This window comes from Megasphaera stantonii (assembly GCF_025567065.1).
Classification (GTDB): Bacteria; Bacillota; Negativicutes; order Veillonellales; family Megasphaeraceae; genus Megasphaera; species Megasphaera stantonii.
Map to the genome: position 1 here is coordinate 87,232 of NZ_JAOQKD010000007.1, position 12,986 is coordinate 100,217.

Consider the following 12,986-nt stretch of genomic DNA (forward strand, 5'->3'; position numbering starts at 1 on the left):
GTATGCTATGATTCCCATTTTAAAGGTGACCGCTGACTTTTAGCAGAAAAACTAACTAGATAATTGGTGCTTTGTAGACGATCGTATATACGTTGTTGATACCTGCTTTTGATATTATCACGGCTAAGATTAGTTGTGATAATTGTGGCTAGTTTATTGTTATATCGTTCAGTTATGATCGCATCAACTTGTGTCTGAACCCATGAGTGGTCATACTCTGCCCCTAAGTCGTCGATGATGAGCAAGTGTGTATTCTTTATTTTCTCAATTCGAGCATCAACCTTATGGAAGTGGTAATTATTGTCGATCATTGTCAAAAAAGACGACATCGAAACCATAAATCCTTTATGATATAGTTCAATGTATTTCCTTAAGATAGCTACTGCTAAGGTGGTCTTCATATTTCCCACAGGAACGGAAAGGATAAGGCCAATTCCGTCGTGTACATTCTCGGTTAGATGCTCTACGTATCGTTTGATTTTTTTGTAGGGCTCATTAATATTTGTGGGTATACCTCTTGACTCAATAGTGGAAAAAGTGACATCGGCATAACGCGCATATATTCCGTATGATCTTAGATCCAAAGGTACGGATTTAGGTTCAGCAGTAGGCTCACCAATCCGAGGCATATTCTTCCAGAGCGTGTAGGCTTTCTCCAGCTTTTCCTTCAGGAGAGTGTGGTTTTGAGCATTTAAGGCTTGTTCCATTTTTATCAACTCCTTGTTCTAACTCATATCTATCTCGTAAAGCACAAAATAACCATGATGCTGGCTTTTTTTTGTGCTCGGACGCAACAACATACGCCTTTATAGTATCGATGTCAGGTAAGTCTTGGGAAAGTAGCATGGTGATACTTTTTGGTGCTAGCATATAAATAGGACAAGTCAAACTGAGGTTTTCCATAAAGTGATACAATAAAAGTATATATAGGGGGTCTTAGTATGACGAAGTTCGACAAACAATTTAAAATGGATGCTGTCCAATATTACCATGATCATCGTGACTTAGGACTGATTGGGTGTGCCCATAATTTAGGAATTTCCCAACAGACACTGTCCCGATGGCAAAAGCAATTACGGGATAATGGGGAAATGCCATATCGCGGATCCGGAAACTATGCATCTGATGAAGCCAAGGAAATCGCTCGTTTGAAACGTGAATTACGAGATGCCAAGGATGCCATCAATGTCTTAAAAAAAGCTATCAGCATTCTAGACAAATAATCCCCGCCATTTACCATAGCGTCAAACAGGAAGCCGAAAAAGCCCATCAGGGGAAACGCCATTTTTCGGTATCTGGAGTGCTGGCAGAACTGGGCGTTTCTACATCAGGTTACTATGGATGGAGTCATCGCAAATTATCCAAACAAGCTACGCACCGTAAGGAGGTAAAAAAACAGATTCAAACCATTTACGAAGATTCAAAGCAAATCTATGGAGCACCCAAAATTACTAAATTGCTTCAACAGAAAGGTGAATGTATTTCCGAAAGGACAGTGGGCCTTTACATGCGGCAAATGGGGATTCGTGCTTGTTGGGTCAAGCATTATACCGTTACGACCCAGAGCCGTTGTTTGGATGCCATATTAGTTAATATTCTGCAAGAACAATTTAATCCGCCAAGACCAGACACGATCTGGTGCAGCGATATTACTTATATTTGGACTACTGAAGGCTTTGTGTATTTGGCCAGTATCATGGATTTATTTTCTCGAAAAATCATTGCCTGGAATTTATCCCGGAAGTTGGATGCATCTGGCATTATTAGGATGCTTCAAACGGCAAAGCAAACCAGGAATCCAGGCCGTCTGGTAGTAATTCACACTGACCGCGGTTGTCAATATCTTTCGCAATCCTATATCAAGGAAACCGCACAGATGTGCCGCAGCTATTCGAAGAAAGGCTATCCATGGGATAATGCCTGCATAGAATCATTCCATGCATTGATTAAGCGAGAATGGCTGAATCGATTTAAGATTGAAAATTATCAACAAGCCTATATGCTGGTGTTTGAATACATTAACACGTTTTATAATACCGTTCGAATTCACAGTCACTGTAACTATATGTCACCAAATGACTATGAGAAATTATATGCAAACTACAAGAAAAAGACAGCTTTGATTGCTGGATAACTGATTGATAAAAACCTCAATTTAACTTGTACTCAAACTTGACATAGGACCAACGTCACAGAATTCCAAAAGCGCGGCATAAAGGAAGTATGGAAATACGGTATCGCCTTCTGCGGCAAGAAAGTATGTGTAGCGAAGGGCAGCGAAGAGCAGTAAAAAGCAGAAAGCCTCCCCTGAGAAGGGCCTTTTGGGTCTGCAATGGAACGACCGCAGGGAGCGACAGGGCAGCTGCCCAAACGGACAGCGTAGATGGAGGGGGACCACGTAGTGGTGGTAGGGTTCTGTCACGCTTCGCCTGCTCGGAATCAGATGCGGCTGCGCCGCGACAGACTCAAGATTGTATTACGACCATGCGCAGTCCGTCATAAATTCCGTGACGATGCCATTATTCAAGGCGGGTCGCCCGCCTCTGCTGTCCGTTTCAGCAGCCGTCCTGCCACTTCCTGCGGTCGCGACCTGACGGGCTGAAAAGGCACGCGGCGACCCCTACGAAATCGCATACAGGCGATATTAAATAATTACACGGCCGAAGGCCTTGTGCGTAGGGGCTGCCATAACCGGCAGCCCGCGCGAATCCTGTGTATAGCCGGGATTTATGACAAATGGTACACGGTTGTAATACAATCCAGAGTTTCAGGATGCGCAGCATCCATCTGAATCCGAAGGTGGATTGATCATGAGTGATGAAGCTACCCATAAAGCCGTTTCTGATAGAGAGTTCCGTGAAACACTTTTTAAGAAATATGGCTTAGAATAACAGGAAGCATAATAATACCGCTAACATTGCAAAGTAGTGTTAGCGGTATTGTTGTTATTGGACGCAAATGTGGCGTACCTAGGTCGACTGAAAACGAAAGTATGGAAAATGACAGAATCTGTCCTTGTCAATTTGTATAATAAGTCTGTATAATAAAAGTATGTTCAGCATTTTCGTGAGATTTAGCGATAAATAGACGTTTAACAATTTCCGGACGTGAGTATTTTCTAAAAGATAATTTTTATTTAAAACGAATTTCTTGTATATAAGAAGGTGTATCATGAACATTCTTTCTGTATTCCAGGAACATGCGCTTAACAATGGGAACATCGCTTTGAAGTGTTATGATAGGGAGATTTCTTTTTCAGATTTATATATCATCAGTAATAGTATATCAAAGGACCTCGTTCATAAAAACATAATTGGGGATATTATCGGCATTTATGATAATGGATCCATTGAACACTTTTTATTAATGCTTGCTTGTATGCAGGCAAATATTCCATTTATCAACTTAGATGTAAAAGCTCCAATTAATTATATAAAAAATATTGTAGAAAAATTAAACATAAAAACTATATATACTAAAGATAATAATGCTAAACTAAAGCAAATTTGTGATAATGTATTTTCTATTAGATCTCTAAAGAGTTATAGACAGACACAGAATATTAAAGGAAAGGAAATTAAGTTTGGTATTGAAAATATTCATGATGACTCTCAAGTATGCTATTACATCACGACATCTGGATCAACAGGGGAGCCAAAAATCGTAAGGAAAAAATTGGGACAATTGAATTTTAGTTATAGGCAATTTAAGGATGAATTACCTTTTCTATCTGGTGAGATTGTACAGCAATATGCTCCGCTTTGTTTTGCTTTTTCGCTAGACCAGTCACTTATTTTCCTCTGTGCTGGATCTACGATATGTATTGATGATATCGATAAAAACATAAATTTTAAGAAAATATGTACCCAGATAAATAAAAATGCATCAACGGGAGTCTTTTTGGGTGCACCAATATTGAAGCTGCTTAGTAGACAACCCCAGCTAATCGAATATATTCCGGATTGTGTTAGGTATATTGTATCCGGTGGAGAGCGCCTGAACCTGGGGGCTGCTTTGTTATTGCTATTCCGAACGAAAAATATCGATTTGTTTAATAATTACGGATGCACCGAATTAGGGACAATTTTTTTCCATCGAGTAGAAATAGGCTTAAATGAAATTCAACAATATAATAGAATTCCTATTGGTCATCCATTAAAAGGGTTTAAAGTGCTGCTACAGGGGGGTTCTAAAGTAAATTCCGGAACATTGTGGGTTGAATCAGAAAAATTATATAATGATTATTACAATAGTGTAAATAACAACGTTAAGTATCTTGATGGAAAGACAGTATTCAATACACATGATATCGTTGAATTTAAGAATCATCAATATTATATTGTCGGGCGAGAAGATAATGTAGTAAATATAAATGGTTATAGAATTTCAATTGAATATATAGAAGAGAAAATATCTATGCTTATCGATAGCAATGAGTGCTGTATTGTTCCGATTAACGACAAGAACGACAGTACCAGTATCTTCTGTGTCTATTCGTATGATAAGGTATCTCCTGAAAATATATATAAAAAATTGTGTAAAATAGTTCCTCGGTACATGCTGCCTAAAGAAATATTCTATATAAAAGAAATTCCACATTTGAAAAACAATAAAATCGACAGGTTGTCATGTAAAGAAGCAGTTAGTGCGTTACTGCATACAGATGTAACTGAAGAGAAAAAAGATGTTTCATCAGTTATACGAAATAAGATAGAAGAAATTCGTAAGATTAAGCTGCAGGACAATTATAGAAATCTATTGTTGAAGCATGTAGGGTTTGATTCTTTGGCATTTGCGGACCTGTTTTGTACGTTAGAATATTACTTTAATATACCATTTGATGATCAATTGCTTATAGAGAAAAAAATAATTACCATCGGGGATTTGATTGATTTTGTATCAGAGCAGGTGAGAGAACATAATGAAAAAAATAGATGATAATATATATCATATTATTGAAGAGATAGAAAGTAATAAGGCAAGAATTGGTATAAGCGTTAAATTTAAAAACGAAGCTGTTTTCTCGTTTCATGAAAATGATATTTTTGATAGTGCCTGTAGCATTATGGCATTTATCCTGCTTGAATATGAAAAAAGAAAAAGTTCAGGTTTAATTACTGGCGATGAATTGTTGAATTATACTGCTGACAATTATGCGACAGGGGCTGGAGTAATAAAGTTTCTGCCTATCAATAGCGAATTGAAATTGAAAGATTGTGTAGAACTAATGATTGAAAAAAGTGACCATATAGCTGCCAATATGGTAATAGACTTTTTGACCATAGAGTCTATTAATAAGACGATTCAAGATTTTGGATATAAAAATACGATATTAAAAAAGAAATTTTTAATTCCAAAAGTGAAGAATGTTGGAGCGACAACACCTAGAGAATATGCCACATTTTATAGCAATCTGGAAGAAAATACATTATTTCCTGAAATTGTTTGTAAAGAATTGAAAGATATCTTTTTAAAGCAAACATATAAAGATATAATTGCTGGTCATTTGTTAGCGCAAGATGATTATTTGGATGTTGCATGTAAGAGTGGAAAGGCTGATGGAAAAATATATGATGATACGACAGATAGCTATATCGTGGATGGCGGTATAGTTTTTACAAAGAAGGGGAACTATACAATAGCAATATTAGGGGAATTAAGCTATGACTCCAATATGGATCTTAATCAAATGAAGGCAAAGATGCAGACTATCAGTACTTTGATTTTTGATATGTTTGTGGAGGCTAAAAACAATGAAACTAATCTTTGTCCGACATGCGGATCCCTGTAAAGAAAATTATTCTATAACAGATAAGGGCGTAATTACAGCTCATAAGTTGGGAGCTCATCTATCAAAAACTAAGATTGATAAAATTTATACTGGGACGATTGCAAGGACTATAGAAACTGGGATAATTTTGAATGAGCATTTGAAATTACCAATTTATCAAGTTGACTGGCTCAATGAATTTAAGCATTTCATCACATTGCCTAATGGTGAACTGCATTATCCTTGGCAAATTCCCCCAAGATACTGGGCTAATAATAAGGCATTGTTGAGTAACGAATCATATCGAACACATTCAATGTATAAAAATGGAGATATAAAGAAGTATTGTGATGCGGTTTGGAATCCTTTGGATGAGTTGTTGAAAAAAAGTGGGTATCAGCGAGAAGAAAATATTTATAGGAATTTATCATTAGACCCTACAGCTACAATCCTCCTGGTATCTCATTTTGCTACCATATCAGTTATATTATCGCATCTACTGAATATCCCTTTAACAGTAATGATGAATTCATTTTGGATGGCGCCAGCTTCATATACTGTACTTCGAACAGAAGAGATTGAAAAGGGAATAACTATCTTCAGATGTGCGGGATATGGCGAAACAGGATATTTATTAATTGATGATCCTAATCGTTCGTATTATGGATTGCAACCAGAATTCAGATGATTAAACGTAAGGATGTGGGATAAATGTCTTTTTGGAAGATATTACGCGTATTGGTAACAGATTCTTGCAACTATAAATGTATATATTGTCATAATGAAGGGCAGGAAAGTGTTAACAAAAAGCAATTCTTGAGATATGAACAATTTTCACAAATATTTAAAGGCATAGAGGAGACTCCAATCAATCAGATTCGATTTTCGGGTGGCGAACCTTTTCTGAATCCAGAAATACTCGATATGATCGACTTAGTTCATCGAAAAGGTCCTTATGAGATCGGTATAGCCACTAATGGAAGCCTGATAAATACTGTTATCGCAAAAAGACTTGCGGTGGCTCATGTATTAGTGACGTTACATTTTCCAGGAGTAAATGAGGAGAATTATCATAAAGTTACTGGTAATGAGTTTTCTGCTTTTATTCGCTGCGTAGAAACGCTAGAAGCAAATAATGTTGATTATTCTTTTAACTTTGTTTTATGCAAATTAACATATGACTATGTTGAAGACATAATAGACTATGCCTCTAAAATGCATCGGCGCCTAAAAATCCTTCCTTTGCTGGAAGGCAAGTATAAGGATAATCAAGTTGAATATTGGGTTGAAAATGTGGGTCAATTATTATTTAAGAAAGGAGCAACAAGAACCTTTGATATTCGTTCTGGTATTACGCTATGGAGACTTAAGAACGATACCGTTGTAAAGATCATTCCCTTGGCATGCGCCCAAAAAGACATCACTATTTGTAGAGATTATGCGGAATTACGTCTCTTACCGAATCTCAGTTTTATGAGCTGTATTACTTCTAAGCAAGAACCTGTTTTCAGTTTTAAGCCAGCAGACATCCGAAAACAGATAACGCTATTATGGGATAATTTTAATGAATGTCCATTGTTGAGGTGATCCGAATGATCAATGTTTGTTATGCTTTGACAGATGTGGATGGGACGTATTATGAGCAATTAGGAGCTTCGATAATATCATTATGTGATAAGAATAAAGACAATATCAATATATTCATCATTACAGACAGTACTTTATCAAACGCAGCTCAAAACCATCTGTTGGCAATTAGTAAATACACCTATTGCAGTATTAATTTTATCTATATTAATTCGCATGAAGAACTGACGAAGTATGTGGATCCTCAGTGCATAGAAAAACATTCCTATGCGACCATGTATCGATTATATATTGACCAAATCTTTCCAGAATACATTGATAAAATTATATATCTTGACGCAGATACAATTATAAACTGCGACATATGTAATATATGGATGACAGATTTGGAGGATATTACTTGTGCCGCCGTGTTGGATTTAAATATATTCCGAAACAATGAGGCGTGGAAAGAATGGGTAAAAAGCATCACGGATATCAAAAACATGGATGCGTATGTAAATGCTGGAGTTTTGATATTCAACCTGGATAGGCTGAGAAAAAAATATCATTTTTATGATGATGCTATGAACTATTTTAAAAACAATCCTAAAAGTTTTTTTGGTGATCAAGATGCTATTAACTCCATTTTTGGCAATAACAATGATTTAAAAATTCTTCCATATGAATATAACCAATATGTTGTTGAACTGAAGAAAAATCCTACCTCTTTATCGGATGGTATTTACCATTGGGCTGCGATACGAAGCAAAAATAAGCATGAGAAAATAGGAAATAATATCTATGATGATTTGTATTGGACGTATTATTCAAAATTTATGGAGTTAAAATGAATAGAATAATAACGGAGTCTGACTTCGAAAAGCTATTGTTAAATAATAAGAACAGGTATATAGAAAAAACAAACAATTTTTATGCCAGAGAGAGAGTATTGATTGTTTCGGATAAAAAGGAAGATATTTTGGATTTCAAAAAATGTACAGATAGCGAACCCAGTGAAATTATTACGCTTCTAAATGATGACGAACTTACATCATTGCTTAAAAAAAATAAAAGGAAATCTGTTTTTATCCATACGCATGCATTGACGAAGCGCGTTTATAACAAAATGGCTCCTCACGGTATTATCCCGGATAATGTATATGTTGGACCTAATTCACATGGATACATTGATCTCTATGAAAAAAGAAATGTCATCTATTCTAATATAGAAAAAATTTGTAAAGTGTATAATTTATTATATGATAATCAGTCAAAACAAATTTACTTGGATTGTATGACCAGGTTGATTGCTCCGTATCAATTTCATTATCCATATATTGAAAGCCGTATCCAGTATTTCCATGATGCGTTTACCTTTTCTAATAAAGAAGTATTTATAGACGCTGGAATGTATGATGGAAGAGATACAATTAATTTTTTAGAGAAAGTCAATCATAAATATTCAGCTGTATATGGATTTGAAGCTGATCCAGAAAACTACATGCAGACTAAGGATAACTTATCTCAATACAGCAATATTATACTCTATAATGCTGCGCTCGGATGCCATGATGGGAATTGCCGCTTTTTGTCCTCGCACTCATCGACAAAAAGGAGCAATCCTCACGTAGGTAATGATGGTGATATCACTGTAGCTTCTATGAGTGGTGATAATTTACCGGTGCCTGCAACATTTATAAAAATGGATATCGAAGGCTCTGAAATAGATGCGTTAAAGGGGTTGAGGAAAACAATATCTATGCATAAACCTAAACTTGCAATATGTATCTATCATTGGCAGTCAGATTTTTGGAATATCCCATTATTGATACATGAATTCAATCCAGCCTATAAAATAGCCATATATAATCACTCAAATATGTCGAATTTATTGGAAACGGTTTGCTATGCCTGGTGAAATTCATAATACGCATGGGAGGGATATACGATGGGAGAGAAAATAAAAGATTTATCAACTTGTGAGTTAAAAGATTCGAAATTTTTTATTGAACTTAACCATGGAAATAAAGGTAGCGGGTTTAATATACATATTCAAAATGAATTGATACAATTTCTTTTTAAAGACGTACATTTTATTGAATTTGCAGCATCGACAGCAATTGCCAGAAAAAATTATTTAAGGCTTAAAAATAAGGGAGGCAATCTATCCAATGAGTAATCCTGGTGTTTTTTGCTTATCGAATTCGAGTATAAATGGCACAAATATAAAATGGGAAGATAATTTGGGCGAGGCTATTCACTTACATTTAGGGATTACGAGATTAACATTATCTACGAAGGAGTTCTTAGATTTCAGTCAGGCTGTTTTAGAAGCGTTGAACCAAGTGATCTCATTGCCTGAAAACTACACAATGTCTGATTTTGATCCGTATTTTATATATGAATTTGCTCCTTGTTGGGCTAAAATAACTGATATAACAAAAGAGGATGTTGTTGTCAGTGATTTGAAAGCACTATATGAGCCTAAAACTATTCTCGAACTAAATCAGTCGCCTTTTTTCTGCTATTTCAATGGTCATAGAGAGTGGGCTTTGTCTTTCTGCATGAATCGACCAATAAATGTTTCAAAAGAGGAGCATATTGAAGGAATACGGAAAATCGTTGATGATAAAGGATATCCATTTAGAAATCAGTTTATAATTATTGATGAATATAATCGAATATTAGACGGTGAAATCAGGGCTGCATATTTAATGTATAAATACGGGAGTAAGTACAGTATTCCCGTATTGCGGTTTCATTTTGATGCAAACTATACCAGGGGAAGAGAAAAGGAAATAGTAAAATGGTAAAAAATATTGTTTCACCTAACAATATAATTGAATTATTCCAATTATTAAATGATAACAAAATCAATTATGTTTTGAAGAAAAACGATGGGAATATCATTCCTATGAATATGCCGGAAAATAAAGATCTTGATATTTTGGTGCATCCCAATGATTATGTAAAAATCCGTTCCTTGCTGATTAAACATGATTTCAATATTATGAATGGAATGTCCTGCAAATATTTTTTTGTATATTCAATGCGGCCAGATATGTTTTTTTGTAAAGGAAATTTTAAAGTCCATATATTTGACAAGTTGGCTTGTATCAGCTACACAAACTATGGTGACAGTGTTATTCCGCTTCATAATGATATTCAAAAGGATATTTGGGCAACGAAAAAATGGAATAATAAATACAATTATTGGATAATGAGCGATGAAAATATATTAATGTATTTGATTGTCCGAGCTGTTTTTGATAAAAAAGCTTTCAAAGAACAGTATATCCGAGAAATTGAAAAGCGAATCTCCATCGTGGAGAAAAGATCATTTAAGGATAAACTAAATTTGATATTCTTTAAATTTACCGATCAACTTATATACTTACTGAAAAATAAAGAGTATCAAAATATATTATTTAAGTATACAACATTTGATGAGTATTAACAAAAGGAGGAACATTTTTATGTCGACAATACAGCAGTGCCGTCAATGCTTGAATACCACCCAAAATCCATCGATCCGAATCTTAGAAAATGGATTATGCAATGTATGCAATAGTTTTCAAGAGCATTATGATCCTTCGTATTTGGATGAAGAAGTGTCCATATTGAAAAATTATGTACGAAAAAATAAAGCAGATTCATTAATTGCTTTATCTGGCGGCAAAGACAGTATAGCGATGATTCAGGATGCATTGGCATTAGGCTTCCATCCGACAGCATTCTCTTTTCAGGCCAGATACAATAACTTAAATGAAAAGCGTGTAGAGAAAATTCATAGGATTGCACGGAAAATGGGATTAGATTATGAAGTGATCGATGCTATTCCCTATATTACAAAGACTGATTCTGCAAATTTCCAAGCGATGAGCGATTTTTATGATGCTGCAGTACGAGGTGAAATAAGCCATCAGGATTTCTTAGATACCTATAAAGAAGGAAGACTACACTATTCGACTAAAGATGATACTGTTTGCACGTTTGTGCGTCCTTGTCAGGCCTGTCGAAAGGTGGCAATCAAAGCTTATTATGGAGAAGCGATTAAACACAATGTGTCGGTAGTCTTTGTGGGAATCAATGAATGGGCTGCGCTTACAGACGGGCGTTATTCTGCTATCAGACGCTTGAAACCATTTGCTGATCAAGCAGAGGTACTGATTGTTCATCTACCATTTTTAATGCGCCGTAAATACAGTGAATTGAAAAACAAGCTCAAAGAAATGAACTGCCTGAGCGATGTAGAGGAACTTGGTGTTGAAACCGGTGGAAAATGCTGCCCTCTGGCTAATGCGTGTGAAAAGATTGCTTATGAGAATTTGGGATTCCATTTGGATTCAACGCGCTTATCAAGAGAAATCACAGTTGGATTCATTGATAAGGGAACAGCGCTAAATGCTGTCAAAAAAGGTCTTAGAGATAGCAAAGATTCTGTGCATAAAATTCTTGTTGAAAGTGGAATATTGGAGCTTTGAAAAATATGAAAATATATGGAATATTTAGAGGTTTTCCAGGGTTGGGAAGAGTTATGTCTGGTGTTGCTTTGTTGAATTCATTAAGGAGACAGGGCTATGAAGTATATGCTTATTCGTATCTGCAGGGACTTGAAGTTCTTAAACAGAATAATATCTCATTAATTCATGACGAACAGCCGTCGAAACTTCATATCATGGTTATCGGATTGAATCCTATCAGCAAAATTGCTGGTGAGATATATGATGATATCATTAAAAACAAACCGGATTTAGTTCTTGTGGACGGTGAACCCTTGTTCATCAGTACACTCAGCATGATATATCCCCGAGAAAAAATTATATCCTTATTGAATCCGTCAGATTTGCATAATCCTTCCTTGCCAATTTCATCGAGGCTTTTTTATCAGAGGCACTATTTGAGTGCCGGATATTCTATTGTTCATGGGGTGGGGGTGGAGAAATCAGAAGTATTGGAAAAAAACTCCAGTGAAATCAAGTGGGTGAACACGATTCTGAGAGATGAAATCATAAATATAAAAAACAATGATAGTTCAAAAGATATCGTCGGAATATTAGGCGGTGGATGTCAAAATTCCTCAAAGGGGTTTTGGGAATCAACGATTCTGATGGGGAAAAAGATGATAGAATCTTCCAGAATACTATCTGCATATCGTTGTCGGATATATTGTAATGACAGAACAGTGGCTTCAGCACTGCATCAATATTTGTCTGAAAATGATTCTGTAAAAATCTTTGATTCGTATGTCAATCCTGCGCGCATGTATTCTGGAGCGAAAGCTGTAATCTGTAGAGCAGGTCGTAATACTACCAGCGAGTTGCTATATTTAAAAATACCATCTATTTTGCTGTCAGCAAATAATGATTTTCGCTCTGAAGAACAAAAAAAGAATATTAATAAAGTCTTGCAATATAATCCCGATGGAATCAAAACAGTTGACTTATCCTCATCAGCACAAAATTTAGCGGATAATATAAAATCTGTTATTAAATTTTCGAACCCCAAAGTAATGTTTGTACCGGGAAATGAATCGGCATTGAGTTTCATAAATGATATATTGCACCAGCGACTATGTGAAGCTTTTTCTGTAAATAACTGCCAGGTATAGGTCTTCTATGATACAATCTAAATCATAGGAGGCTTA

Annotated in this window: 14 protein-coding genes; 13 read left to right on the forward strand and 1 reads right to left on the reverse strand. The window is 35.6% G+C overall.

What is annotated here, in order from left to right; translation table 11 throughout:
• Positions 1-5: 5 nt before the first annotated feature.
• Positions 6-707 (reverse strand): ATP-binding protein, encoded by a 702-nt coding sequence (locus OCV58_RS05870; protein WP_154877232.1) that lies wholly within the window; start codon positions 705-707, stop codon positions 6-8.
• Positions 708-941: 234 nt separating this feature from the next.
• On the opposite strand from OCV58_RS05870, the gene OCV58_RS05875 reads away from it, so the two are divergent.
• From OCV58_RS05875 to OCV58_RS05935, 13 genes are all read left to right on the forward strand, one after another.
• Positions 942-1,223 (forward strand): transposase, encoded by a 282-nt coding sequence (locus OCV58_RS05875; RefSeq protein WP_072983483.1) that lies wholly within the window; start codon positions 942-944, stop codon positions 1,221-1,223.
• 8 nt (positions 1,224-1,231) lie between these two features.
• Positions 1,232-2,134 carry an IS3 family transposase gene (locus tag OCV58_RS05880; protein ID WP_267312816.1) on the forward strand — a complete coding sequence of 301 codons (903 nt, stop codon included), beginning with the start codon at positions 1,232-1,234 and terminating at the stop codon, positions 2,132-2,134.
• 1,037 nt (positions 2,135-3,171) lie between these two features.
• On the forward strand, positions 3,172-4,938 hold the full coding sequence (locus tag OCV58_RS05885; RefSeq protein WP_154877234.1) for a non-ribosomal peptide synthetase: 1,767 nt from the start codon (positions 3,172-3,174) through the stop codon (positions 4,936-4,938).
• Positions 4,922-5,791, forward strand: a complete 870-nt coding sequence (locus tag OCV58_RS05890) for a serine hydrolase (protein WP_154877235.1) — start codon at positions 4,922-4,924, stop codon at positions 5,789-5,791. The genes OCV58_RS05885 and OCV58_RS05890 overlap by 17 nt, the downstream gene beginning before the upstream one ends.
• Positions 5,754-6,458: a histidine phosphatase family protein gene (locus OCV58_RS05895; protein ID WP_154877236.1), complete on the forward strand. Its 705-nt coding sequence runs from the start codon at positions 5,754-5,756 to the stop codon at positions 6,456-6,458. Before OCV58_RS05890 ends, OCV58_RS05895 begins: the two co-directional genes overlap by 38 nt.
• Positions 6,459-6,481: 23 nt before the next feature.
• Positions 6,482-7,357, forward strand: coding sequence for a radical SAM protein (locus tag OCV58_RS05900; RefSeq protein ID WP_154877237.1), 876 nt, complete (start codon positions 6,482-6,484; stop codon positions 7,355-7,357).
• A gap of 5 nt (positions 7,358-7,362) precedes the next feature.
• Entirely contained in the window at positions 7,363-8,190 is an 828-nt protein-coding gene (locus tag OCV58_RS05905) for a glycosyltransferase family 8 protein (protein ID WP_267312813.1), read from the forward strand.
• Positions 8,187-9,257 (forward strand): FkbM family methyltransferase, encoded by a 1,071-nt coding sequence (locus tag OCV58_RS05910; protein ID WP_267312814.1) that lies wholly within the window; start codon positions 8,187-8,189, stop codon positions 9,255-9,257. Before OCV58_RS05905 ends, OCV58_RS05910 begins: the two co-directional genes overlap by 4 nt.
• Before the next feature lie 30 nt (positions 9,258-9,287).
• Entirely contained in the window at positions 9,288-9,518 is a 231-nt protein-coding gene (locus OCV58_RS05915; protein ID WP_154877240.1) for a hypothetical protein, read from the forward strand.
• Positions 9,511-10,152 carry a hypothetical protein gene (locus tag OCV58_RS05920; RefSeq protein WP_154877241.1) on the forward strand — a complete coding sequence of 214 codons (642 nt, stop codon included), beginning with the start codon at positions 9,511-9,513 and terminating at the stop codon, positions 10,150-10,152. Before OCV58_RS05915 ends, OCV58_RS05920 begins: the two co-directional genes overlap by 8 nt.
• Positions 10,146-10,796 (forward strand): nucleotidyltransferase family protein, encoded by a 651-nt coding sequence (locus OCV58_RS05925; RefSeq protein WP_154877242.1) that lies wholly within the window; start codon positions 10,146-10,148, stop codon positions 10,794-10,796. The genes OCV58_RS05920 and OCV58_RS05925 overlap by 7 nt, the downstream gene beginning before the upstream one ends.
• Positions 10,797-10,815: 19 nt before the next feature.
• A complete protein-coding gene (locus tag OCV58_RS05930; protein WP_154877243.1) occupies positions 10,816-11,823 on the forward strand; it encodes an adenine nucleotide alpha hydrolase family protein in 1,008 nt (335 codons plus the stop codon).
• 5 nt (positions 11,824-11,828) lie between these two features.
• The gene (locus OCV58_RS05935) at positions 11,829-12,950 is read left to right on the forward strand and encodes a glycosyltransferase (RefSeq protein WP_154877244.1); all 1,122 of its coding nucleotides are present in this window, start codon (positions 11,829-11,831) and stop codon (positions 12,948-12,950) included.
• Positions 12,951-12,986 lie beyond the last annotated feature (36 nt).